At 73.4% G+C, this 21,337-nt stretch carries 26 protein-coding genes; 11 read left to right on the plus strand and 15 right to left on the minus strand.

Annotated features, from left to right (window positions below; all coding sequences use genetic code 11):
- Window positions 1-85: 85 nt before the first annotated feature.
- Both ACWENR_RS06420 and ACWENR_RS06425 read left to right on the plus strand, forming a co-directional pair.
- A complete protein-coding gene (locus ACWENR_RS06420) occupies window positions 86-607 on the plus strand; it encodes an Imm21 family immunity protein (protein WP_452276016.1) in 522 nt (173 codons plus the stop codon).
- Window positions 608-665: 58 nt separating this feature from the next.
- On the plus strand, window positions 666-1,100 hold the full coding sequence (locus ACWENR_RS06425) for a VOC family protein (RefSeq protein ID WP_452276017.1): 435 nt from the start codon (window positions 666-668) through the stop codon (window positions 1,098-1,100).
- Between the two features lie 89 nt (window positions 1,101-1,189).
- Here the strand turns inward: ACWENR_RS06425 and ACWENR_RS06430 are convergent, their stop codons facing one another.
- The 4 genes from ACWENR_RS06430 to ACWENR_RS06445 form a co-directional block, all read right to left on the minus strand.
- Entirely contained in the window at window positions 1,190-1,597 is a 408-nt protein-coding gene (locus ACWENR_RS06430; RefSeq protein WP_452276018.1) for an arsenate reductase ArsC, read from the minus strand.
- A 127-nt stretch (window positions 1,598-1,724) separates the two neighbouring features.
- The gene (gene arsB, locus ACWENR_RS06435) at window positions 1,725-2,810 is read right to left on the minus strand and encodes an ACR3 family arsenite efflux transporter (protein WP_452276019.1); all 1,086 of its coding nucleotides are present in this window, start codon (window positions 2,808-2,810) and stop codon (window positions 1,725-1,727) included.
- The gene (locus ACWENR_RS06440) at window positions 2,807-3,115 is read right to left on the minus strand and encodes an ArsR/SmtB family transcription factor (RefSeq protein ID WP_452276020.1); all 309 of its coding nucleotides are present in this window, start codon (window positions 3,113-3,115) and stop codon (window positions 2,807-2,809) included. The genes arsB and ACWENR_RS06440 overlap by 4 nt, the downstream gene beginning before the upstream one ends.
- 212 nt (window positions 3,116-3,327) lie before the next feature.
- Window positions 3,328-3,657: an ArsR/SmtB family transcription factor gene (locus ACWENR_RS06445; RefSeq protein ID WP_452276021.1), complete on the minus strand. Its 330-nt coding sequence runs from the start codon at window positions 3,655-3,657 to the stop codon at window positions 3,328-3,330.
- A 62-nt stretch (window positions 3,658-3,719) separates the two neighbouring features.
- Between ACWENR_RS06445 and ACWENR_RS06450 the strand changes: the two genes are divergently transcribed.
- Window positions 3,720-4,838 carry a flavin-containing monooxygenase gene (locus ACWENR_RS06450; RefSeq protein WP_452276022.1) on the plus strand — a complete coding sequence of 373 codons (1,119 nt, stop codon included), beginning with the start codon at window positions 3,720-3,722 and terminating at the stop codon, window positions 4,836-4,838.
- Window positions 4,839-4,877: 39 nt separating this feature from the next.
- Here ACWENR_RS06450 and ACWENR_RS06455 read toward each other — a convergent pair whose 3' ends face one another.
- On the minus strand, window positions 4,878-5,252 hold the full coding sequence (locus ACWENR_RS06455) for an ArsR/SmtB family transcription factor (RefSeq protein WP_452276023.1): 375 nt from the start codon (window positions 5,250-5,252) through the stop codon (window positions 4,878-4,880).
- Between the two features lie 86 nt (window positions 5,253-5,338).
- Between ACWENR_RS06455 and ACWENR_RS06460 the strand changes: the two genes are divergently transcribed.
- The 7 genes from ACWENR_RS06460 to ACWENR_RS06490 all read left to right on the plus strand — a co-directional run bounded on the left by ACWENR_RS06460 (window position 5,339) and on the right by ACWENR_RS06490 (window position 10,564).
- Window positions 5,339-5,488: a hypothetical protein gene (locus tag ACWENR_RS06460; protein WP_452276024.1), complete on the plus strand. Its 150-nt coding sequence runs from the start codon at window positions 5,339-5,341 to the stop codon at window positions 5,486-5,488.
- 16 nt (window positions 5,489-5,504) lie between these two features.
- Complete coding sequence (locus ACWENR_RS06465; RefSeq protein WP_452276025.1) at window positions 5,505-5,747, plus strand: hypothetical protein; 243 nt, start codon at window positions 5,505-5,507, stop codon at window positions 5,745-5,747.
- On the plus strand, window positions 5,744-6,988 hold the full coding sequence (locus ACWENR_RS06470; protein WP_452276026.1) for a M28 family peptidase: 1,245 nt from the start codon (window positions 5,744-5,746) through the stop codon (window positions 6,986-6,988). Before ACWENR_RS06465 ends, ACWENR_RS06470 begins: the two co-directional genes overlap by 4 nt.
- A gap of 8 nt (window positions 6,989-6,996) precedes the next feature.
- On the plus strand, window positions 6,997-7,326 hold the full coding sequence (locus ACWENR_RS06475; protein ID WP_452276027.1) for an ArsR/SmtB family transcription factor: 330 nt from the start codon (window positions 6,997-6,999) through the stop codon (window positions 7,324-7,326).
- Window positions 7,326-7,823: an N-acetyltransferase family protein gene (locus tag ACWENR_RS06480; protein ID WP_452276028.1), complete on the plus strand. Its 498-nt coding sequence runs from the start codon at window positions 7,326-7,328 to the stop codon at window positions 7,821-7,823. The genes ACWENR_RS06475 and ACWENR_RS06480 overlap by 1 nt, the downstream gene beginning before the upstream one ends.
- 78 nt (window positions 7,824-7,901) lie before the next feature.
- Window positions 7,902-9,311 carry an FAD-dependent oxidoreductase gene (locus ACWENR_RS06485; protein WP_452276029.1) on the plus strand — a complete coding sequence of 470 codons (1,410 nt, stop codon included), beginning with the start codon at window positions 7,902-7,904 and terminating at the stop codon, window positions 9,309-9,311.
- The gene (locus ACWENR_RS06490; protein WP_452276030.1) at window positions 9,311-10,564 is read left to right on the plus strand and encodes an MFS transporter; all 1,254 of its coding nucleotides are present in this window, start codon (window positions 9,311-9,313) and stop codon (window positions 10,562-10,564) included. The genes ACWENR_RS06485 and ACWENR_RS06490 overlap by 1 nt, the downstream gene beginning before the upstream one ends.
- A 152-nt stretch (window positions 10,565-10,716) precedes the next feature.
- Here the strand turns inward: ACWENR_RS06490 and ACWENR_RS06495 are convergent, their stop codons facing one another.
- Entirely contained in the window at window positions 10,717-11,496 is a 780-nt protein-coding gene (locus ACWENR_RS06495; protein ID WP_452276031.1) for an NAD(P)H-dependent oxidoreductase, read from the minus strand.
- Window positions 11,497-11,639: 143 nt separating this feature from the next.
- Here ACWENR_RS06495 and ACWENR_RS06500 point away from each other — a divergent pair, with 143 nt between their 5' ends.
- Window positions 11,640-12,503, plus strand: coding sequence for a helix-turn-helix transcriptional regulator (locus tag ACWENR_RS06500; RefSeq protein WP_452276032.1), 864 nt, complete (start codon window positions 11,640-11,642; stop codon window positions 12,501-12,503).
- An 8-nt stretch (window positions 12,504-12,511) separates the two neighbouring features.
- Here ACWENR_RS06500 and ACWENR_RS06505 read toward each other — a convergent pair whose 3' ends face one another.
- The 9 genes from ACWENR_RS06505 to ACWENR_RS06545 all read right to left on the minus strand — a co-directional run bounded on the left by ACWENR_RS06505 (window position 12,512) and on the right by ACWENR_RS06545 (window position 21,299).
- Window positions 12,512-13,117, minus strand: coding sequence for a hypothetical protein (locus ACWENR_RS06505; protein WP_452276033.1), 606 nt, complete (start codon window positions 13,115-13,117; stop codon window positions 12,512-12,514).
- Window positions 13,114-14,451 carry a hypothetical protein gene (locus ACWENR_RS06510; protein ID WP_452276034.1) on the minus strand — a complete coding sequence of 446 codons (1,338 nt, stop codon included), beginning with the start codon at window positions 14,449-14,451 and terminating at the stop codon, window positions 13,114-13,116. The genes ACWENR_RS06505 and ACWENR_RS06510 overlap by 4 nt, the downstream gene beginning before the upstream one ends.
- Complete coding sequence (locus tag ACWENR_RS06515; RefSeq protein WP_452276035.1) at window positions 14,448-15,245, minus strand: ABC transporter ATP-binding protein; 798 nt, start codon at window positions 15,243-15,245, stop codon at window positions 14,448-14,450. Before ACWENR_RS06515 ends, ACWENR_RS06510 begins: the two co-directional genes overlap by 4 nt.
- 24 nt (window positions 15,246-15,269) lie before the next feature.
- The gene (locus ACWENR_RS06520) at window positions 15,270-16,058 is read right to left on the minus strand and encodes a zf-HC2 domain-containing protein (RefSeq protein WP_452276036.1); all 789 of its coding nucleotides are present in this window, start codon (window positions 16,056-16,058) and stop codon (window positions 15,270-15,272) included.
- Entirely contained in the window at window positions 16,055-16,597 is a 543-nt protein-coding gene (locus ACWENR_RS06525) for an RNA polymerase sigma factor (RefSeq protein WP_452276037.1), read from the minus strand. The genes ACWENR_RS06520 and ACWENR_RS06525 overlap by 4 nt, the downstream gene beginning before the upstream one ends.
- 378 nt (window positions 16,598-16,975) lie before the next feature.
- The gene (locus tag ACWENR_RS06530) at window positions 16,976-18,364 is read right to left on the minus strand and encodes a multicopper oxidase family protein (protein ID WP_452276038.1); all 1,389 of its coding nucleotides are present in this window, start codon (window positions 18,362-18,364) and stop codon (window positions 16,976-16,978) included.
- The gene (locus ACWENR_RS06535; RefSeq protein WP_452276039.1) at window positions 18,361-18,816 is read right to left on the minus strand and encodes a hypothetical protein; all 456 of its coding nucleotides are present in this window, start codon (window positions 18,814-18,816) and stop codon (window positions 18,361-18,363) included. The genes ACWENR_RS06530 and ACWENR_RS06535 overlap by 4 nt, the downstream gene beginning before the upstream one ends.
- 11 nt (window positions 18,817-18,827) lie before the next feature.
- Window positions 18,828-19,985 (minus strand): amidohydrolase family protein, encoded by a 1,158-nt coding sequence (locus ACWENR_RS06540; protein WP_452276040.1) that lies wholly within the window; start codon window positions 19,983-19,985, stop codon window positions 18,828-18,830.
- Window positions 19,986-20,165: 180 nt separating this feature from the next.
- Complete coding sequence (locus ACWENR_RS06545) at window positions 20,166-21,299, minus strand: citrate/2-methylcitrate synthase (RefSeq protein ID WP_452276041.1); 1,134 nt, start codon at window positions 21,297-21,299, stop codon at window positions 20,166-20,168.
- Window positions 21,300-21,337: the final 38 nt, after the last annotated feature.

A 21,337-nucleotide genomic window follows, 5' to 3' on the forward strand; every position in this document is an offset into this window, starting at 1 on the left:
GGGACCGCGAGCGGGAGCGCGGGGACGCCGGAGGCGTCCGGGTGAGATCATCGGCGACATGTCCGACCTCCCGGAAGACCCCGCCGTGACGCGCAGACCGGCCGGCGGCCCGCACTGGATCGACAGCTCCGGCGGGCCGCTGGTCGTCGTGCCGGCGACTGCCCTGTCCGCCTGGCGCGGGGTGCCCGACGACTTCGACCCCGACGACCTCGACACCTGGGGCGACTACGGGCGGGCGTGCGCGGTCGACGGATACGCGGGCGTCCTGCGGGTGGGCGACGCGGAGGCGCTCGTCCTGGCCGACGAGCCGGCCACCACCACCTACCTTCCCGGACACCGCCTCTTCGTGCGATGGATCCGCGCCGACTCCGAGGCCGAGGTCGTCCGGCTCGTACCCGACGCGTTCGACCGGGCCGACTGGGCGGACGCCGGCAGTTGGCCGACGGACGGGCCGGCCGTGCTGTTCGACGCCGCCCTCGGCGGGGACGAGACCGAGCCGGCCGGCCGCCTCCTGGTCGAGGTGGAGCCGGGCACCTACCGGCTCCGTACGGCATGCGTCGAGATCGGCGACACGACGGCGCTGGGACTGCTCCACCTGGCCGGATAGCCGCCGTCGGCTCCTCGGCCCCGCCTCGACTGTCGGTGGTGGGCGGTACCGTCCCGCCATGGCAGCCAGAATCGACCTGACCCTCGACTGCGCGGACGCGAAGCTCCTCGGCGAGTTCTGGAAGACGGCGCTGGGCTATGTGGACGAGCCGCCACCCGCGCCCTTCACCAGCCGCGAGGAGTGGCACGCGAGTTTCGACCCGCCCGAGGGCGACTCGGTGGACGACGCGGTGTGGCTGTGCGACCCGCAGGGCGTCGGGCCCCACCTGTCCATCCTCCGGGTCCCCGAGCCGAAGACGGCGAAGAACCGCCTCCACATCGACGTCCGGGTGCCGGGGCACGGTGACCCCGACGAGCGGTGGGCGCGGATCAGGGCCGAGTCCGAGCGGTTGGTGCGGGCCGGCGGGACCGTCCTGGCGGAACACACCGGGCACCACATCGTGATGGCCGACCCGGAGGGCAACGAGTTCTGCGTCGCCGCGACCTCCGCGTGACACCGCTGACCGTAGCTTCCCCGCCCGGCGACCTTCGGCGGGCGTACCACCCGTCGAGTGGGACCCGGCGGGCGGAGACGAGGGTGCGGTCAGGCGGTGGGGAATAGCTCGGTGAGCAGTTTCTCCACCCGGGTACGGATCTCGTCGCGGATCGGGCGCACCGCGTCGACGCCCTTGCCGGCCGGGTCTTCGAGTCTCCAGTCCTCGTAGCGCTTGCCAGGGAACACGGGGCAGGCGTCGCCACAGCCCATGGTGACGATGACGTCGGAGGACTCGGCCGTGGCGTACTCCAGGAGTTTGGGGGTCTGGTCGGTGATGTCGATGCCGACCTCGCGCATGGCCCGCACGGCGGCGGGGTTGACCTGGTCGGCGGGGGCGCTGCCGGCGGAGCGGACCTCGACGGTGTCGCCGGCGAGGTGGCGCAGCCAGCCAGCGGCCATCTGGGAGCGGCCGGCGTTGTGGACGCAGACAAACAGGACGCTGGGTTTGTCGCTCATCGTGTCCTCCAGGTTCAAGTGGTTGCCGAGTGGTGGGCCGCGTCGCGGGCGGTGCCGCGCAGCAGACCGCGGCGGCGCGGTGGTGTGCGGATCCCGATGACGGATGCGCACCCGCAGTCGAGGCGACTCACGGCCGGGGTGCCGGGGCGGGGAACAGTCGGCGACGGGCCCACAGCGACACGTAGACCAGGCCGACGAGAACGGGGACCTCGATGAGTGGGCCGACGACGCCGGCGAGGGCCTGGCCGGAGGCGATGCCGAACGTGCCGATGGCGACCGCGATCGCCAGCTCGAAGTTGTTGCCGGCCGCGGTGAACGCCAGGGTGGTGGTGCGTTCGTAGTTCAGGCCGACGGCCCGGCCGACCAGGAAGGAGCCGGCCCACATGAGGGCGAAGTAGGCCAGCAGCGGCAGGGCGATACGAGCCACGTCGACCGGTCGGTCGGTGATGGCTTTGCCCTGCAGGGCGAACAGGATGACGATGGTGAACAGCAGTCCGTACAGGGCGACGGGTCCGATCCTGGGCAGGAATCGCCGCTCGTACCAGTCGCGGCCCCTGGCGCGCTCGCCGAGGCGGCGGGAAAGATAGCCCGCGAGCAGCGGGATGCCGAGGAAGACGAGCACGTTGCCGGCGATGTCCCAGCCGGAGACCTCCAGCGCGGCGCCGTCCAGGCCCAGCCAGCCGGGCAGCACCGACAGGTAGAACCAGCCGAGCAGGCCGAAGGCGAGCACCTGGAACACGGAGTTGAGGGCGACGAGGACGGCGGCGGCCTCCCGGTCACCGCAGGCGAGGTCGTTCCAGATGACGACCATGGCGATGCAGCGGGCCAGGCCGACGATGATCAGGCCGGTGCGATACTCCGGCTGGTCGGCCAGGAACACCCAGGCCAGGGCGAACATGATGGCGGGACCGACGATCCAGTTGAGGACCAGCGACGAGACCAGCAGGCGGCGGTCACCGGTGACGGTGTCGAGGCGGTCGTAGCGGACCTTGGCCAGCACCGGATACATCATGATCAGCAGGCCGAGGGCGATGGGCAGGGAGATGCCGCCGATCTGCACCGCGTCGAGAGCGTCGTCCAGCCCGGGAACGGCCCGGCCGAGCAGCAGACCGGCGACCATCGCCAGGCCGATCCACGCCGGCAGGAACCGGTCGAGGCGCGACAGGCGGGCCGCCACCGGTGGGGCTTGGTCGGCTCGGGTGGCGGTGCTCATGGACATTCCCGTGGGTTGTCTGTGCTGGCGTGTGCGCGCCGGGCGAGGTCACCCAGGTGTCGGGCGGCTGCCTCAAGCGCCTGCGGGTCGAGGCGGTAGTAGGTGTAGCGGCCGCGGGGCTCGGGGGCGACGAGTCCGGCTTCCCGCAGGGCACGTAGGTGGTTGGAGACGTTGGACTGCCGGGCCCCGGTGTCCTCAACCAGGTGACAGGTGCAGGCAGGCCCGTCGGCGAGCAGCTCGACGATGCGGGCACGGAGGGGATCGGCCAGCAACCTGATCACATCAGCGTCACGTGATATCAGCACGGAATGATGCTAACCCGGCTGCTGGCTCTCACGCTCCGCCCGTGAGCCAGGTCATGAGGCCGGGACGCCGACCTCGTTCGGCGGGCGGCGGAGCGGCGTTCGATCTCGTCGTGGATCGGCCGCAGCCGACCAGGTCGAGGCCGGCGGACTCGTCGACGGCCCGGTTCTCGTAGCGGGTGCCGGGGGAGACCGGCCGGGCGTCGCCGCAGCCGTCAGCAGCAGGTCGTCAGGTAGGAACTCAGGTCCGCGAGGGCGGTGAGGGCGCCATCCCGGTCGGCCCGGTAGAACACCGTCTTGCCGTCGCGCCGGGAGGTGACCACTCCGCCGCGTCGCAGCAGGGTCAGCTGCTGCGACGCCGTGGCCTGGCTGATGCCGACCCGCTCGGCGACCTCTCCCACGGACATCTCGGCGCCGCGGGCGAACAGCGCCATGATTCGCTGCCGGGTGGGGCTGCCGAGAGCCTTGAGGAACTCCTGCGTCTGCGGCGCAAGACCCGGAGTGGCGCTCTGTGGCCCGGTCGACTGGTCGGCGGTCTGGCTCATGGTCACACCCTTCCTCGTCGGCTTCATATTGTCATTCAACGAAATAACGATATGATCTGCCCATGACCGCTCGAACCGAGCCCCTGATCATCGTTGGCGGCGGCCAGTCCGGCCTTGCTGCCGCCCGCGCCGCCCTCGCCGTCGGCCTGCGTCCGGTCGTCCTGCACGCCGGTGACCTACCGGCCGGTTCCTGGCCGGACTACTACGACAGCCTGACCCTGTACTCTCCCGCCCGCCACAGCGCCCTGCCCGGCATGGCCTTCGCCGGGGACCCCGACCACTACCCCCACCGTGACGAGGTCGTCGCCTACCTGCGCCGCTACGCCGGCAGTCTCGACGTCGAGATCCGCACTGGCGTGCGGGTCGTCGAGGTCCACCCGCGCGCTGACGGCGGCTACCTCGTCCGTACCGACGCCGGTGACCGGATCGCCGCGGCCGGTGTCGTCGCCGCCAGCGGGTCCTTCGGCAACCCGTACCTGCCCGACCTGCCCGGCCGGGGCGACTTCACCGGCGACCTGGTGCATGTCGCCGACTACCGCCGGCCCGGTCCCTACGCCGGCAAGCGGGTCGTCGTCGTCGGGGCGGGCAACTCCGCGGTGCAGGTCGCCTACGAACTCGCGGCGCACGCGCGCGTCACCCTCGCCACCCGGGAACCCGTCCGGTTCCTGCCGCAGCGCATCGGTGGGCGGGACCTGCACCACTGGCTGAGTGTCACCGGCGCGGACCGCCTCCCCCGGCGCGTCCTCACCCGTCTGATCCGGCATGCCGCCGTACTCGACACCGGCGTCTACCGCCGTGCCGTCGCCTCCGGGCAGCTCGCCCGCCGGGACATGTTCACCGCCTTCACCCCCGACGGCGTCGTCTGGGGTGACGACACCGTCGAGCCCGTCGACGCGGTCGTCTTCGCCACCGGCTACCGCCCGGACCTGGGCTACCTGGAACCCCTCGGCGCCCTGGCGCACGGCATGCCCCGACAGGTGGGCGGACTCTCCACCAGCCACCAGGGGCTGGCCTACGTGGGGCTGGAGTTCCAGCGATCCTTCGCCTCGAACACGCTGCGAGGCGTCAGCCGCGACGCCACCCGCGTCATGCGTGCCCTCGCCACGCGCCTGTCGTCCGGGCGGCGCAGAAGGGCGGGCTCGGCGCGTGTCCCGCCGTTCCCGGCTGGCGCACCACGCTGATCGCTGTCCGGCCGGCGTCGTGCACGGCGCCGAATGGCGTCACGGCCCGGCTGGCTCGACGGTGAGCAGGGCCGCCAGTTGGCGCAGGATCCCCGGTCGCGCCCGGTAGTAGACCCAGGTGCCGCGCCGTTCGGCGTCCACCAGACCCGCCTCGCGCAGCGTCTTCAGGTGGTGCGAGATCGTCGGCCCGGTCAGGTCGAACGCCGGCGTCAGGTCGCACACGCAGGCCTCCCCGCCCTCGGCGGAGGCGATCATCGACATCAGCCGCAGCCGCACCGGATCGCCGAGGGCCTTGAACGCGGGCGCGAGGACCGCGGCCGTCTCCGCGGGCACCTGGCGCTGCGCGAGCGGCGGGCAACAGGGCGCATCGGCGTTCAGGTCGATCACGGCGAGCGGCGCCGGTTGCTTTGACATGCCTCTAGGTTGACATCTCTCTAATCAGCGTGCAAGTCTCTGCTTAGACGGACGTCAAGACAAGCGCTCGTCGGGAAGGAATCGTCATGTTCGGCAAGACCCGGCGGTCGTCGACAGCCCCGGAGGAAGTGCTGTTCTGCGACTCCTGCGCCGAGGTGTCCACCCCCGCGCAGCGAACCCAGCGTCGCTACGAACAGGCCCGCACCACCGTCTACACCCTGATCAGCCCCCGATAGCCGAAAGGAAGTTCTGATGAGCGAGAACACCCAGACCGCCGGCGGGTTCGCCGGCGACCCGACCGCCGCCCTCGCGGTCACCGGCTCCGGCTCCTGCTGCGGGAGCCCCGCCCAGGCGGTCGGCTCGGTCCTGCCGCCCGCCGGTGGGACGGCTACCGTCGGCGGGTGCTGCGGCACGGCGGAGGCCGCACAGGTGGTCGGTTCCTGCTGCGGCACCGAGACCGGGGCCCCCACGGCGGCACAGGGGTGCTGCGGATGACCTCGGCCCTGCCGGCAGACCTGCTCGGCCAGATCTCGGCCGACCGGATGGCGGCCACCGTCGCCACCCTCGCCGGGGACGACTTCGCGGGCCGACGCGTCGGGTCGGCCGGTGGCGCCGCCGCCCGGGCGTGGCTCGTCGAGCGGCTCACCCGCCACGGTGCCTCCGTGACGACCGAAGAGTTCCCGGTCCGCTCCGTGCCACAGGTGTACGCGGTTCCCGCGACCACGTGGGGCGGTGGCGGCACCGCCGCGCCGCTCACCTTCGGCCGGCAGGTCGCGATCCACGCCGCCTCGGCGCAGCTGAGCGAGGTGCGCCGGGGGCCGCTCGGCCTGGCCGGACGCGACGCTCCCGCCGGCAGGTGGCTCGTCGTGCCGGCGGGAACCAGCCTGTTCGACGCCTACCGCGACGCCCAGGGAGCGGCCGGGTTGCTGATGGGCCGGGCCGTCGACGCCGACGGATGGCAGTTCACTGCCCTGGCCGGACCCGACCCCGGCCCGCTGCCCATCCTGACTCTCGACGCGGACACCCACCGCGACGTCCTCGCCGCCGCCGGCGTGGCGGGGGCCTGGTTCAGCGGGAACGCCCCGCTGCGACGCGACGACGTCACCGGTGTCAACGTCCACGCCGTCGTCGGCGCCCCGGCTGGGCCCGATGCCTGCGACCTTCTGCTGACGGCCCACTACGACGGGGTCGGGGACCACCCGGGGCTGCGCCAACCCGGCGCGGCGGACAACGCGAGCGGGGTCGCGGTGGTTCTCGAGGTGGCCCGGGTCCTGTCGACCGGGCTGGCGGAAGGCGTCGGGCTGTCGGTCGCGCTGCTCGACGGCGAGGAGGTCGGCGCGCTCGGCTCCGCCCACCACGCCGCCCAACTCCGCGCCGCAGGGGCCGCGCCGCTGGTGGTCAACGTGGACGGCGCCGGTCGGCTGGGCGCAGCGGCGGCGATCGAGGCCGGTGGACCGGCCCATCGGCTCCTGGCGCTGCTCGACCAGGCCGGTCGGCACACCGGCGTCCCGCTCGCGGCGGGTCCGGTGGCGTCCGACAACCGCCGCTACGGGGCAGCCGGGTTCGCCGCGGTCGGCATCGGAGCCGGCATGGGCGGCTACCACAGCCCGGCCGACACCGCGGACCGCGTCGAGCCGCGCACGCTGACCGCGATCGCCCGACTCGTCGTCGCCACCGCCTGTCTCGCCGCGACGACACCCGCTACACTTCCATCGCCAATCGGCGATAAACGATAGAGGGGTGGATGGTGGACGAACTGCTCGACCGGACGACCGCGCAGACCTACGCCTCGTGGTTCCGGGCCCTCGCGGACCCGACGCGGGTGCAGATCGTCGAGTACCTCGCCCGACATGCCCGGCCCATGAGCGTGGGGGAGATCGTCGCCGCGGTCGGGTTGGCGCAGTCCACCGTCTCCCAACACCTGAAGATCCTCACCGAGGTGCGGTTCGTGCTTGTCGAGCCGGTCGGCACCGCCCGCCTCTACCGCATCAACGACGCGTGCGTCGGCTGCTTCCCCTCCGCTGCCGACGTCGTCATGGGCCGCCCCGCCCCGCACCCGAACGGAGCTTGCTGATGGTCGACATCGTCGTCCGCGCGATGACGGCCGACGATGCCGATCGGGTCCTGACGATCTACCAGGCCGGCCTCGACACCGGCGACGCCAGCTTCGAAACCGCCGCCCCGACCTGGGCGGAGTTCGACGCCGGCAAGTTGACCGACCACCGGCTGGTAGCCAGCGACGCAGACGGGGCCGTCATCGGCTGGGTCGCCGTCTCACCCACCTCGACCCGCATGGTCTACGCCGGTGTCGTCGAACACTCCGTCTACATCGACCCCGCCGCCCGCGGCCGCGGCACCGGCCGACTGCTCCTCGATGCCCTGATCGCCTCCACGGAAGCCGCTGGCATCTGGACCATCCAGTCCGGCGTCTTTGGCGAGAACACCGCCAGCCTCGCCCTGCACCAACGGGCCGGGTTCCGGGTCATCGGCACCCGCGAACGGGTTGGCCGCCACCACGGCCGCTGGCGCGACGTGATCCTCCTCGAACGCCGCAGCCCCACCATCACCTGACGCCCCACAACCGCCGCCGTGGGCCCGCGCCCTACTGCACCATTCTGATTCGATGAACATCGACACAAGGAGTTTCTGATGAGCACCCTGGACCAGCTGCCGGTCGCCGTCATCGGCGCCGGCCCGGTCGGCCTCGCCGCCGCCGCTCACCTGCACGAGCGCGGTCTTCCCTTCACCGTCCTCGAGGCCGGTGACGTCGCCGGCGCCGCCGTGCGGCAGTGGGGCCACGTGCGGGTGTTCTCCCCGTGGCGGTACAACATCGACCCCGCCGCCCGTCGGCTGCTCGACGACGCCGGCTGGGTCGCTCCCGACCTCGACGCCCTGCCCACCGGCGGCGACCTCGCCGCCGACTACCTGCAGCCCCTCGCCGAGCTTCCGCAGCTCAAGCCCCACCTGCGCTACGGCGCCCGGGTCGAGGCGATCAGCCGCCTCGGCTTCGACCGCCTCCGCACCGGCGGACGCGAACAGGCCCCCTTCCTGATCCGCCTCACCACCGGCGAGGAGATCCTCGCCCGGGCCGTCATCGACGCCTCCGGCACCTGGGGCACCCCCAACGTCCTCGGCGCCTCCGGCCTGCCCGCCCGCGGTGAGACCGGTGCCGCCGCGCACCTGGAGCACGCCCTGCCGGACGTGCTCGGCGGCGACCGGGACCGGTTCGCCGGTCGGCACACCCTCGTCGTCGGCGCCGGTCACTCGGCCGCCAACACCCTGCTCTCCCTCGCCGACCTCGCCACGCGGGCACCTGGCACGGAGGTGACCTGGGCGATCCGCTCCGCGTCCCCGGCACGCACCTACGGCGGCGGCGACGCCGACGCCCTGCCCGCCCGCGGCGCCCTCGGCTCCCGCCTGCGAGATCACGTCGAGGCCGGCCGGATCCGCCTGCTCACCGGCTTCTCCGTCCACGCCGTCACCCCGGCCGAGGGGCGGGTCACCGTCGTCGTCCGTCACACCGGCGGCACCGACGAGTCCGTCACGGTCGACCGGATCGTCGCCGCCACCGGCTTCCGGCCCGATCACTCCATCGCCGCCGAGCTGCGCCTGGATCTCGACCCGGTCATGGGCGCCGCCCGGGCGCTCGCCCCGCTGATCGACCCGAACGAGCACTCCTGCGGGACCGTCCCGCCCCACGGCGTCGACGAGCTCGCCCACCCGGAGCCCGGCTACTACGCCGTCGGCATGAAGAGCTACGGCCGGGCGCCGACGTTCCTGATGGCCACCGGTTACGAGCAGGTCCGCTCCGTCGTCGCCGCTCTCGCCGGCGACTGGACCGCGGCCCGGGACGTCCAGCTCGACCTACCCGAAACCGGTGTGTGCAACAGCAACCCCGCCGAGGCCACCGGCGCCGACAGCTGCTGCGGCCCCGTCCCGGAGCCGGTCGGTAAGGGGCTCGCCACCGGCGTCTCCGGGGGTCTGCTGTCCGCGCCGCTGAACCTGATCAGCCTCGACACTCCGGCAACCACCCAGACCGGTGGCTGCTGCGCCGGCTGATGACCACCTCCACGACGGCGCCCGCCGGCTCCAGGGCCGGCGGGCGCCACGAGTGGCGCATCGTCGCCGCCCTCGCCGTCACCTCCACGGTCGGCTACGGCACCCTCTACTACGCCTACGCGGTCCTGCTCACCCCCATGGCCGCCAGCCTTGAGGCCTCCACCACCGCCGTCACGGGGGCGCTCACCGCCAGCGTCCTCGCCAGCGCGCTGATGGCCGTCCCCGTCGGCAGGTGGCTCGACCGGCACGGCGGACGCGGCCTCATGACCGTCGGCTCGATCGCCGCCACCGGGCTGCTGATCGCCTGGTCCCAGGTCCAGACCATCGGGCAGCTCTACGCCGTCATGACCGGTATCGGGATCACCGGCGCGATGGTCCTCTACGAACCGGCCTTCGCCGTCATCGTCTCCTGGTTCGCCCCCGACCGACGACCCACCGCCCTGCTCGCGGTCACCGTCGTCGCCGGGTTCGCCAGCACCATATTCATGCCCCTCACCGGCCACCTGGTCGCCCACCTCGGCTGGCGCGGCGCCCTACTCGCGCTCGCCGCCGTCCACGGCGTGTCGACCGTGCCGCTACACGCCCTCACCGTCCGCAAGCCGCCGCACGTCACGGCGTCCACCTCCAGACCGCGACCGGACCGCACCTCGCGGCGGGCGGCGGCGCGCGCCGCGATGCGCGATCCCCGGTTCTGGGTCCTCGCCGCCGCCCTCGTCGCCCACGGCACCGCCACCAGCACCATCGGCGTGCACCTCGTCGGCTACCTCACCAGCCGCGGCCACTCCGCCACCTTCGCCGCGTCCGCCGCCGGCCTGCTCGGCGTCCTGTCCGTCACCGGACGACTCGTCCTCACCGGTGCCCGGCGCCGACTCCCGGTCACCACGATCGTCGCCACGGTCTTCACCGTCCAGGCCGTCGCCGTCCTCGCCATGCCCCTCGCCGCCGGGACCGGCGTCGGAGCAGTCGTCACCGTCACCGGATTCGGCCTCGGCTTCGGCATCGCCAGCCTCGCCACCCCCGCCCTCCTCACCGACCGCTACGGAACCACCGCCTACGCCACCATCGCCGGGCGACTCGCCGCCCCCGTCACCGTCGCCAAGGCCACCGCCCCTCTCGGCGGCGCCGCTGTCCTGCACGCCGGCGGCGGATACCCCCTCCTGCTCGGCATCGTGGCCACCTGCTGTGTCGTCGCCGCCGCCGGCATACTCACCCGCCTGACGCCCCCACCGAACGGCATCGTGGCGGCGGCCTGAGGCGTGTTTCGTAAGTCGAGTGATCCGCGACGTTGGGCGTGGCGGTGATCGGTGGCGGCAGCCCTACCCAAGGTCGACGAACACATCCGCGACCACGACCGACGGCTGATCCTCGGGCTCGCGCCCCGGATCGGTCCTGCCCTCCTCGGCGGCTAACCCCGTACGTGCAGGCCGAAACCCTTGCGGCCCGGCACTTCCAGGCCTTCCTTCAAGCGCAGTGACGGGATCTCGTAGTCACCGAAGTTCTGGCGCCGGAACGCGATCGGCTCGGTCGTCTCCAGCGACAGCAGCCGCTCCTTCCACGCCTTTGCGGCGTCCTCGAAGTCGCCGCCGGTGATCTTGTCGGCGCCGTACAACACGAACGGCGGCAGCACCTCCATGCCCGGGTAGTACAGGATCCCGTGGTGGATCGGGAACAGCAGGTCCTCTATCGGGCCGTTGATCCCGCGATCGGTGTAGTGGGACTCCGGGCCCCCGAGGGTCACCGACAGGATCGCCCGCCGCCCCTGCAGCGTTCCCTCACCGAAACGCTCGCCGTACCGGGTCTCGTCGTGCGCTCCGACGCCGTAGGCGAAGTGGAAGGAGAACACCCGGTCCACCCAGCCCTTGAGGATCGCCGGCATCGTGTACCACCACATCGGGAACTGGAAGATCACCGTGTCGGCCCACCGCAGCTTCTCCTGCTCGGCTGCCACGTCGGCCGTGAGGGCGTCGGCGTCGTACGCCCCACCCGAGCTCGGCACCACCCGCAGCGGGCTCGTGGCGTGCGCGCCGAAGTCCGCCGCGTCCACCACGGCCTTCCAGTTCATCGCATACAGGTCGCTCACCCGCACCTCGTGCCCGGCGGCTTCGAGCGTGGACACGGCGAGGTCCTTCAGCGAGCCGTTCAGCGAACGCGGCTCGGGGTGGGCGTAGACGATGAGCGTCTTCATGGCTGTTCCCTTCAAGGAGGTGTGTCGCCACAGATGCTCGGCCGCCAGGGCTGCGTCGTTCAGGGGCTCCTCTTCCGTCGGACGGGACTTCCTGGTAACGACAGGACCACCTTCACGTGTGTCACCGCAGCCATACTGAGCACATGGACGATCTCGCGGGCTTCCTGCGCACCCGGCGCTCCCGGATCGACCCTTCCGCCGTCGGCATCCCCACCGACAGCCGCCGCCGCGTCGAAGGGCTGCGTCGCGAAGAGGTCGCGCACCTGTCCGGGGTCAGCGTCGACTACTACGTACGCTTGGAGCAGGGCCGCGCCACCCAGCCCTCCGAACAGGTCCTCGACGCGCTCGCCCGCGTCCTCGGCCTCGACGAGACCGAACGCGAGCACCTGTACCGGCTCGCCCGGCAGCGCCGCCGCCCCGCGAGGTCGCCCAGCGGGCGCCTGCGGCCGGAGCTGCTCCGCGTACTCGACCTGGTCACCGACGCGCCCGCCCTGATCCTGGACCACCGGCTGGACGTGGCCGCCGGAAACCGCCTCGCCAGGCTCCTCTACGGCCGGGAGCTGCCGGGCTTGAACACCGCCCGGCACATCTTTCTCGACGAGGCCGAGCGCGGCCTGTACGCCGACTGGGAGAAATGCACCCTCGACGTGGTCGGGCACCTGCGCCTGGCCGCCGGGAAATACCCCGACGACCCGCGCCTGGCCTCGCTCATCGGCGAGCTGGCGATGGGCAGCCAGCGCTTCCGCCGCCTCTGGGCGCGCGCGGACGTGCGCGCCCGCACGCATGGCCGCAAGGCGTACCGGCACCCGCTGGTCGGACTGCTCGAACTGCACCAGGAGAACTTCTCATTGCCGGATGAATCGGGGATGGAGTTGCTGGTGCTGTCCGCGCCACCCGGCAGCCCCGCCGAGGACGGGCTGCGCCTGCTGGGCGCGCTCAGTGATGACGGACATCCACCGGTGGCGACCTGGGACAGCGCGTGGTCGAAGCGGCCCAGCAAGGCGTGAGGGATGCCTCACGGTGCGGCGGCATCGGCGGGCGCTCTGCGGGCCGGCCCGGTCACCGCGTACGCGATCAGGCCCGTCACGGCCAGCGTGGCTGCCGTGACGGCCGCGGCCCTGCTCGGGGGTTCCTGCGTCTGCCAGGTCAGGACGCGGCCCAGGAGGTTGTCGCCCCGGGGGAACAGGACGGCGGCCAGGGTCCAGCCCAGCGGCAGGAACCATGCCTTGGCCGTACCGATGACGGCAGCGCCCAGCGCGGTCAAGCCCAGCAGGCCGGCGGTGTCCCGGAGCACCAGCGACATCGGACCGAACCGGGCGCCGGTGAACCGGGTGATCAGCAGCAGGCCGCCGATGAGCACCAGGGCGGTCAGCAGATGGAGGGCCCGACGGGCCGGCCAGGCCAGCGCGCCGGTCCGGTCCAGCTCGTCGTCGGGGCCGCTCAGCGTCATCGTCAGGGCGGCGACCATCAGCAGGACGCTCAGTACGACCATCTGCGAGCCCGCCTCGGGGCTGTCGGAGCTCGTCTCCCACAGCACCCACATCAGGACGAGGATGCCGGCGGCCGTGCCGATCGCGACGGGGGCGCGGCGGGATCTCAGGTAGAGGCGCAACCCCCTCATCGGAGCACTCCCTCACCGGGCCGGCAGTTCACCGCGGCCTGCCGCAGGGCGGCCACGCGGGACGTCGCTTCCTCCTCGGGCATGGCGCGCAGCCGCTGCCACACCTCGGTGGCCTCGACGCTCGGGTCCTCGGAGACGTCGCCGGGCTCGGGCCGGCCGTTCTGGTCCCGGTCCGGCGGCGCGGGCCTGGTGCCCGTCAGCCAGTGGGCGGCGGCCAGCCGGTCGGCCCAGGCGGGAGCGTCCTCGCAGGTCGGCGGGCCGGCGAAAGCCCCGGTCAGCACGTCGGTGAGCACGCTCGACCCGTTCGCCAGGCGACCCTTCCGGTCGGCGTCGACGCGCAGCAGGACGGTGTCGGCGTGGAACTCGACGTAGGTGTCCGGGAAGACGGAGGTGTCCTCGTGCACCCGGGTCGGGGCGCCAGGCAGCTTCTTCAGGAGGGCCAGGGCCTCGCGGGCCGGTGCGGTCACCTCGGGCAACCGCCGCTCGTGGACCCGGCTTACGCACACCCGCGGTTCCCCGTCGGCGCACACCAGCTCGCGTGCCACCGGGTCGACCGCGTCGGTGACGAGTCGGTTCTCGTGCGGCACGACGGTGACGGCGAGCGCTACGCCCACGACCACGGGCAGCACCGCCGCGACCCGGGAGCGCCAGCCGCTGGAGGCGAACAGCAGCGCGGCGGCGACCGCCAGTCCGGCCAGCCACAGGCTCTGCGCGGCGCTGACCCGGCCGGGGACGGTGGCGTAGTCGTCCGGCATGTTCATCTCGACCATCGGCGAGAGGATCAGGGCCAGCCACCCGAACGGCCTGGTGGCGAACGGCACCGTCAACAGCAGGCCCAGTCCCGCGACACCGACTGCGGGAGCGGTCACCGGGGACGGCAGCAGCCGGCCGACGGCCAGGCCGAGCCAGGCCGCGGCGATCAGCGCCAGCGCGCCGACGGCGGTGACGACGAAGACCGCCACCGGCAGGTAGCCCGCGGTACCGAAGATCCAGGCGGCGCCGGCAAGCCCCATCACCAGATATCCGGCGACCACGGCGATGGCCATCGCGGCGAGCGTCGGCAGCACCCGCTGCGGTACGGGACGGGGAGTGGTGGCGAACAGCTCGCCCACGTTCGAGCGGTGCTCCCGGCGGGCCTGCCAGGCGCCCGCGGCCAGCATGAGCGGCCAGAGCAGGGCCAGGTACCAGCGCTGAGTCATCGCCAGCTGCATCCAGCCGGCCGAGAACGCGATCCCCTCGGCGAAGTACATGGCCAGCGAACCGACGACGGCCAGGCTGACGGCGGCGCCGATCGCCGCGGAGCGGCGCAGCTCGATGCCCAGGACGCGGCTCATCGGGCGACCGCCCGGTGGCGCCGCAGCAGTGCGGAGTAGCCGCGCTCGGCAGGGCTGTCGCCGGGGTCGCCGTCGGCGCCCTGCGCGGTCAGTTCGGCCGGCGTGCCCTGGAAGACCAGGCGGCCTTCGTTGACCATGACGACATCGGTGCAGGCGGCCACCACGTCCTCGACCAGGTGGGTGGAGACCAGTACGCAGCTGTCCGTGCCCACGTCGCGCAACAGTTCCCGGAAGTCGAGGCGCTGTTCCGGGTCCAGACCGACGGTGGGCTCGTCGAGCAGCAGTACCGCCGGATCGTTGACGATCGCCTGGGCGATGCCGGCCCGGCGCAACATGCCGCCGGACAGCGTCTTCATCCGCGCCTCCGCCTTGGCGGCCAGGCCGACCCGCTCGATCGCCCGCTGGGTCGCGCCGGGTACGGCCTGCTTCGGCATCTCCTTGAGCCAGGCCATGTACTCGACGAACTCGCGCACCGTGAAGCGTGGGTAGAATCCGAACTGCTGCGGCAGGTAGCCCAGCCCTCGGCGTACGCGTCGCAGGTCGGTGCGGGCGTCCACCTGCTCGCCCAGCAGTTCAAGCCGGCCGCCGGCCGGCTTGAGCACGGTGGCCAGCGCCCGCATGAGGGTGGTCTTGCCCGCGCCGTTGGGCCCGAGCAGACCGTGCACACCGGTGCCCAGAGCCAGGTCGAGCCCGTCCACGGCCATGTGTCGGCCGGCTCGCACGCGCAGTCCCTCGGCGTGGACCGCCCAGGGGTGAAGGGTGGGGGCCGTCTCGGCCGCGCTCACCGTACGCATCTGTTGCTCCTTGGTCGTGGCTGGTCAGCCGTGGCTGGTCAGCCGGCGGAAGTGGTCGGCCCGGGTGGCGGCCAGGCCGGCCAGGGCGAGAGTGATCAGAGCCCACCCGGGCGCGGTGCCCGGTCGCAGCACGGCGGGCAGGTCGCTCGTGACGACGGTCGGTGTGATGACGGTGAGCGTCCAGGCGGCGCCGAGCCCGGCGGCGGCGCGGCGGACGCCGACGAAGGCGCCAAGCGCGACGGTGGCGGCGGTGAAGGCCAGGCACGGCAGCAGCGCCAGGGCCAGGGAGACCCCGACATGGGCGCCGGCCAGGGCGAGCGCCGGCACGATCACGGCAAGCACCGCGGCAGTACGCCGCAGCAGCATCGCCAGTCCGGCGGTCGGTGTACCGGCGATCAGTTCCCAGGCCGGGTCGAAACGCCGGCTCCACGCGACAGCAACCGCGGGCAGCGGAGCCACCGGGGCGAGCAGCAGCACCAGCGCCGGGAAGCCCGGCAGCGTCGACTGGATCAGGACCGCGCAGGCCAGGACGGCCAGTGTCATGGTCAGCCACGGCAGCAGGGCCCAGACGAACCAGCGGCGTCGGGCCGCCGACCAGCGGCGGCGCGGAGCCGGGGCCGGCCCGGTGGCGATCGCGGCGTCCAGGGTGGCGGCGACCCGGGCGAGCAGGTCGTCGCTGCCGGTCGCCAACCCGGCGCGGCAGTCGGCGCAGGCTTCCAGGTGCACCTCGACCGACCAGGTGGTGACCTCGTCGAGGTCGGCTTCCCGGTCGGCGTAGCGGGCGAGCACGGCGGGACTGGGGTGGGTGGTCATGACAGCGCCTCCCGAAGGGCGATCCGGGCCCGCCGGGCCCGGGACTTGACCGTGTTCTCCGGCACGCCGAGCAGCACCGACGTCTCCCGTACGGAGAGCCCGTCGAGCACCATCGCGCGCAGCACCTCGCGGGCGTCGGACGGCAGTTCGAGCAGCGCCTGCTCCATCTCGTGACCGACCAGGCCGGCCAGCACCTCGTCCTCGGCAGCCGGTGCGACCGTCTCGGCCAGCGGCACGGCGGGCACCTGCCCAGCCCGGGCGCGGCGGCGGAACGCGTCGACGAGGCGGTGCGCCGCGATGGTCCACAGCCAGCCGACCGCGCTACCGGAGGTCGCGGATCCGGCGAAGCTGCCGGCCGCCCGCCACACCGCCAGGTAGGTCTCCTGCATCACGTCGGCGACCACGTCGTCGTCGGCGCACCGGCGGCGCAGCCGGGCGAGCAGCCACGGCGAGGTGCGCCGGTACAGCTCGTCGAACGCGCGCCGGTCGCCGGCGGCGATGCGGCGGACGAGGTGTTCCTCGTCGGGACTCTGTCTCACGATCAGCTAGACGACACCACGTCCGCAGGCAGGTGCACTTCCTCCTGTGACTCGGGTCACCATGGCGCCGAACCTTCGTCGGTGGTCGGCGCGCCAACAAAGGACCGGGATCGACCACCGCGGTGACCGGTGACGTTGCGTAACGAGCGCCGCCCGGCGGGCGAGCCGTTCGGCGTCCGCTCCGGTCGCGTTCGACGTCGGCTGGCCCTGGGAGAGCGGCGGAAACGGAGGCCGGCTACGCCGTCGATGTCCGCTCGATCCGAGCGCCACCTGCGTTCGATGAGACAGGTGTCGCCGGTGAGCCCGCCGGTCGGGCGGGGCCGGACCACCGGCGGCCCCGCCCCGAACGCCGACGGCCGGGGGAGAGGACTCCCGGTCCTACGTGGTGACGAAGTCGGCCATCATCGCCATGTCCTCGTGTTCGAGGTTGTGGCAGTGCAGCATGAACGCGCCCGCGTGATCGGTGAACCGGACGGCGATCTCGACCGCCTCCGACGGGCGTACGTCGACGGTGTCCTTCCAGCCGGCGTCGTACGGGCCGGGGGCCCGGTTGTTGCGGCTGATCACCTGGAACGGGTCCAGGTGCACGTGCACCGGGTGGTGGAAGTCGCTGATCAGGCGCCACACCTCGGTGGTGCCGAGGCGGGGCCGTGCCAGCGGGCGGCCGAGCCGGTTCACCAGCCGTACCCGGGTGCCCGGCCGGTAGCGGGAGAAGTCAACGAGCACGTCGAAGCGTTCGGCGGGCGAGATGTCGAGTTCGTCGTGGCGGACGGGATGTCGCAGCAGGCCGCCGTCGCCACCGATCTGCACCACGCCGCCACCGCCGGGCGGCGGGGGATCGAGCGCCAGCCGGTAGCGTCGGGCGTTGGAGGCGCTGAGCAACCGCAGCCGGTACCGGGCCCGGTCGGTCGCCAGCACCGGCCAGGGCGCGCCGTTGACCAGGATGACGTCGCCGAGCACGCCGTTCATGTACGGCTCGGTGACGCCGGGGGTGCGCAGGTTCGGGTCGACCAGCGGGTAGCGCAGCGACCCGTCGGCGGCGAACGACCGGTCGGCGATCATGATCGGCAGGTCGCGGTCCCCGGTGGGCAGCCGCAGGGCGTCCTCCTCCTCGTCGTGCACCAGGTGGAAGCCGGCGAGCCCGCGCCAGACCGCCACGCCGGTGTGCCCGTGCCGGTGGTCGTGGTACCAGAGCGTCGCGGCCCGCTGCCGCATCGGGTACGTGTAGTCCCGCTCCCCGACGCTGACCCGTCCCGGCGGGTGGCCGCCGTGGTGGTGGCCGTGGCCGTCGTGCCCGGCCGGCGCCGCGGTGGTCCCGCCCGCCGGCATGATCAGGTCGGCGGGGTAGCCGTCGCTGTCGGCGGGGGTGTGCCCGCCGTGCAGGTGGACCACCGTCGGGTGGGGCAGGGTGTTGCGGTGCCGCACGACGGTGCGCCGCCCGGCGCGGGAGCGGATCGTCGGGCCGGGGAAGCTGCCGTGGTAGGTCCACGCCTCGGTGGTGAGGCCGGGCAGGATGCTGAGCGCGGCCGGCCGCTGGACGATCTCGTAGTGGTCGGTAGTCGCGTCGGTGCGGACCGGCGCGAGCACCGGGGGGACGGGCAGCGGCACCTGGTAGGGGCGGGGCGGCGGCACCTCGCTGGGCAGCAGCCGGCCCGGCTCGCCGGGGCCGAGCAGGCCCCGGCCGGCCAGCCAGCCGCCGCCGGTGACCGCCGCGACGGTGGCGGCGCTCGCGCCGAGGAACCGGCGGCGGGTGACGCGTGGTCTCACGCGGCCACCTCCGTGCCGGTGGCGGCCGGCGTGCGTCGCCGCCCCGGGCCGGGCGCGGGGCGCCAGGCGCGCACGAGCGCCAGCGTCACGCCCACGGTCAGGCCCACGGCGAGAGGTACGTGGACGGTCAGGATCCGCTGCTCGCCGAGCGGGATCAGCGCGGCGGTGATCAGGAGCTGGATCAGGGTGACCCGCACCGGCCACGACGGGCCCCTGTTGGCCCGCCACCACACGAGGGCGGTGACCGCCTGCACGAGCAGGGTGAGCGCCACCAGGCCGCCGTTGAGGGCGTGCGCGGCGAGGGCGTCGTAGTGGCCGGAGAGGAAGCCGCCGGCCAGCGCCGCCTGGCCGAGGACCAGCAGGGCCGCCACGGTGGCCGTGGCGCGGAACAGCAGCCAGGACCGGCACCGGGCGGCGGCCGGGGTGGCCGCGAGGTGGGCGTTCGTCGTCACGTCGTCCGCCGTCACTTCCGCCGGGCGTCGGCGAGGGCCGGCTGCCGGTTCTGGCGTACGCCGCGCCGCCAGACGTCGACGACGGCGGCGGTGGCGGTGACGTCGGTGGTGGGGTCGCCGTCGACGAGGAGCAGGTCGGCGCGGCGGCCGGGCGCGACGCGACCGCGGTCGGTCAGTCCGAAGTGCTCGGCCGGCAGGCTGGTGGCCGCCGCGAGGGCTTCGGCGGGGGTCAGGCCGGCCGTGACGAGCAGTTCCAGCTCGCGGTGCATGGCGGTGCCGTGCTGCGGGGCGAACGGGGTGGCGTCTGTGCCGGCCAGCAGGGCGACGCCGGCCTCGCGCAGCATCCGGGCGGCGTGCACGGCGTTGGCGGCCGTGGCGGGGGTCATGTGGTCGGCGGCCGTGCCCTGGCCGATCGCCTCGAAGTAGGCGAGGGTGGTGACCACGAAGACGCCCTCGGCCGCGATCCGGTCCGCGAGCCGCCGGGCGGTCCCGTCGTCGGCTTCGGCGTCGGCGTAGACGTGCGCCAGCCCGTCGACGCCGGCGTCCAGGGCGACGGTGACCTCCCGGGTGGTGATCGCGTGCGCGATGGCCTTCAGGCCGGCGTCGTGGGCCGCGTCGACGAGGGCGGCCACGATGTCGGGGGTCAGCACGGGCAGGTTGGCCCCGTGCGTGGCCCCGTCGTCGACGACGATCTTGATGTAGTCGGCGCCCTCGGCGACCCGGGCGGCGACGAACGGCGCGGCGTCGGCGACCTCCGCGACGGTGGGGAACGGGCCGGCGGCGTTGCCGAGTGCCGCCAGCGCCTGCGCGTCGATGGCGGCCATGAGCTGGCTGGGGTGCCCGCCGGGGGCCGTGGCGAGCAGGCCGGAACTGCGCAGGTCGGCGACGTCGTCGCGGTCGGCGGCGAGCCGGCGCTGCCGGGCCAGGTTCTCCGGCAGGCAGAACATGTCCAGTTCCGTGGTGACGCCGGCCGCGAGGGCCTGGGCGAGGCTGCCGTCGAAGGTGTGGGTGTGGGCGTCGATCAGGCCGGGCAGCAGGGTCCTGCCGGTGCCGTCGACCCGCACGTCGACCGGTCGGTCGTCCGGCTCGACGATCAGGTCGCCGTCGATGAACACGTCGGCCCGTTCCACGGTGCGCCGTCCGTCGAACACCCGAACGTCACGGATCACGGTACGCATTGCGGCCTCCAGGTTGGGTCGGGCCGGGACGGGCTCGTCCCGACTCGCCAACCAGGAGGTCGCCGGTGCCGCCGAGTGTGACGCCGGTGGGGCCGCCGTGCGGAATGGATCACATCCGGGCGTGGACGTGTCACACCCCGTACGGCGGGCCTGGCCCCGGCCGTGTCGCGGCTAGGGCACGGGCTGCGGCGGGGGCGGTCCCACGTACCGCGAGTCCGGCCGGATGATCTTCGTGTCCCCGGCCTGCTCCAGCACGTTCGCGCACCATCCGATGACCCGGCTGGTGGCGAAGGTCGGCGTGAACATCTCCCGGGGCAGCCCGCACAGGTGCATCACGACGCCCGCGTAGTACTCGACGTTGGTGTGCAGTTCGCGGCCGGGCTTCAGCTCCGCCAGCAGCGACAGGACCCGCTCCTCGACGGCCACGGCGAGGTCCACGAGCGGCCCGCCGAGGGACCGGGCGATCTCCTTGAGCATGCGCGAGCGCGGGTCCTCGGTGCGGTAGATCGGATGCCCGAAGCCCATGATCCGTTCGCCGTCGAGGATGCGCCGGCGCAGCCACGCGTCGGCGCGGTCGATGGAGCCGATGACGTCGAGGGTGTCGAGGGCCCGGCTGGGCGCGCCGCCGTGCAGGGGGCCGGAGAGCGCCCCGAGGGCGGCTCCGACGCAGGCGTAGAGGTCGGCGCCGGTGGAGGCGACCACGCGGGCGGTGAAGGTCGACGCGTTGAAGCCGTGGTCGACGGTGGAGATCAGGTAGCGCTCGACGGCCCGCGCGTGGGGCTCGGACGGCTCCTCGCCGGTGATCATGTAGAGGTAGTTCGCCGCGTGCGACAGGTCGTCGCGGGCCTCGATCGGCGCCAGGCCCGCGCGCAGCCGGTAGAGGGCCGCCAGCAGGCTGGGCGTCAGCGCGCAGAGCGCCATCGCCTGGGCCCGCCGCTGCGCGGGGGGCGTGTCGTAGAGGGGGCGGGCGCCGGCGGCCAGGCCGGCGACGGCCAGCGCGGCGCGCAGCCCGCCCATCGGATCCTGCGACGCCGAGGCCGCGGCGATGTCGGGCAGCGCGGCGGCCACCGCGGGCGGGATGTGGCGCAGCGGCGCGATCTCGTGGTGCAGCGCCTTGGGCTCGGCGGGGAGGCGGCCGTCGATGAGCAGCGCCCAGACGTCCTCCAGCGTGCGGCGCTCGGCGAGGTCGATCGCCGAGTACTGCCGGTAGTGGTAGAAGCCCTCGTGGCCGCGGACGTGGCCGATCGTGGTGTCGGTGACCACGACGCCGGCGAGCCCGCGCGGAACGGTGATGGTGTCAGCCATGCCGGCAGCCTCACGCCGGCCGACGACCGCAGTCAACG

The organism is Micromonospora sp. NPDC004336, assembly GCF_053602615.1.

Coding starts and splice junctions, on each gene's coding strand:
- ACWENR_RS06425 (WP_452276017.1), top strand. CDS start 666: ATGGCAGCCAGAATCGACCTGACCCTCGACTGCGCGGACGCGAAGCTC.
- ACWENR_RS06430 (WP_452276018.1), bottom strand. CDS start 1,597: ATGAGCGACAAACCCAGCGTCCTGTTTGTCTGCGTCCACAACGCCGGC.
- arsB (WP_452276019.1), bottom strand. CDS start 2,810: ATGAGCACCGCCACCCGAGCCGACCAAGCCCCACCGGTGGCGGCCCGC.
- ACWENR_RS06445 (WP_452276021.1), bottom strand. CDS start 3,657: ATGAGCCAGACCGCCGACCAGTCGACCGGGCCACAGAGCGCCACTCCG.
- ACWENR_RS06450 (WP_452276022.1), top strand. CDS start 3,720: ATGACCGCTCGAACCGAGCCCCTGATCATCGTTGGCGGCGGCCAGTCC.
- ACWENR_RS06455 (WP_452276023.1), bottom strand. CDS start 5,252: ATGTCAAAGCAACCGGCGCCGCTCGCCGTGATCGACCTGAACGCCGAT.
- ACWENR_RS06460 (WP_452276024.1), top strand. CDS start 5,339: ATGTTCGGCAAGACCCGGCGGTCGTCGACAGCCCCGGAGGAAGTGCTG.
- ACWENR_RS06465 (WP_452276025.1), top strand. CDS start 5,505: ATGAGCGAGAACACCCAGACCGCCGGCGGGTTCGCCGGCGACCCGACC.
- ACWENR_RS06470 (WP_452276026.1), top strand. CDS start 5,744: ATGACCTCGGCCCTGCCGGCAGACCTGCTCGGCCAGATCTCGGCCGAC.
- ACWENR_RS06475 (WP_452276027.1), top strand. CDS start 6,997: ATGGTGGACGAACTGCTCGACCGGACGACCGCGCAGACCTACGCCTCG.
- ACWENR_RS06480 (WP_452276028.1), top strand. CDS start 7,326: ATGGTCGACATCGTCGTCCGCGCGATGACGGCCGACGATGCCGATCGG.
- ACWENR_RS06485 (WP_452276029.1), top strand. CDS start 7,902: ATGAGCACCCTGGACCAGCTGCCGGTCGCCGTCATCGGCGCCGGCCCG.
- ACWENR_RS06490 (WP_452276030.1), top strand. CDS start 9,311: ATGACCACCTCCACGACGGCGCCCGCCGGCTCCAGGGCCGGCGGGCGC.
- ACWENR_RS06495 (WP_452276031.1), bottom strand. CDS start 11,496: ATGAAGACGCTCATCGTCTACGCCCACCCCGAGCCGCGTTCGCTGAAC.
- ACWENR_RS06500 (WP_452276032.1), top strand. CDS start 11,640: ATGGACGATCTCGCGGGCTTCCTGCGCACCCGGCGCTCCCGGATCGAC.
- ACWENR_RS06505 (WP_452276033.1), bottom strand. CDS start 13,117: ATGAGGGGGTTGCGCCTCTACCTGAGATCCCGCCGCGCCCCCGTCGCG.
- ACWENR_RS06510 (WP_452276034.1), bottom strand. CDS start 14,451: ATGAGCCGCGTCCTGGGCATCGAGCTGCGCCGCTCCGCGGCGATCGGC.
- ACWENR_RS06515 (WP_452276035.1), bottom strand. CDS start 15,245: ATGCGTACGGTGAGCGCGGCCGAGACGGCCCCCACCCTTCACCCCTGG.
- ACWENR_RS06520 (WP_452276036.1), bottom strand. CDS start 16,058: ATGACCACCCACCCCAGTCCCGCCGTGCTCGCCCGCTACGCCGACCGG.
- ACWENR_RS06545 (WP_452276041.1), bottom strand. CDS start 21,299: ATGGCTGACACCATCACCGTTCCGCGCGGGCTCGCCGGCGTCGTGGTC.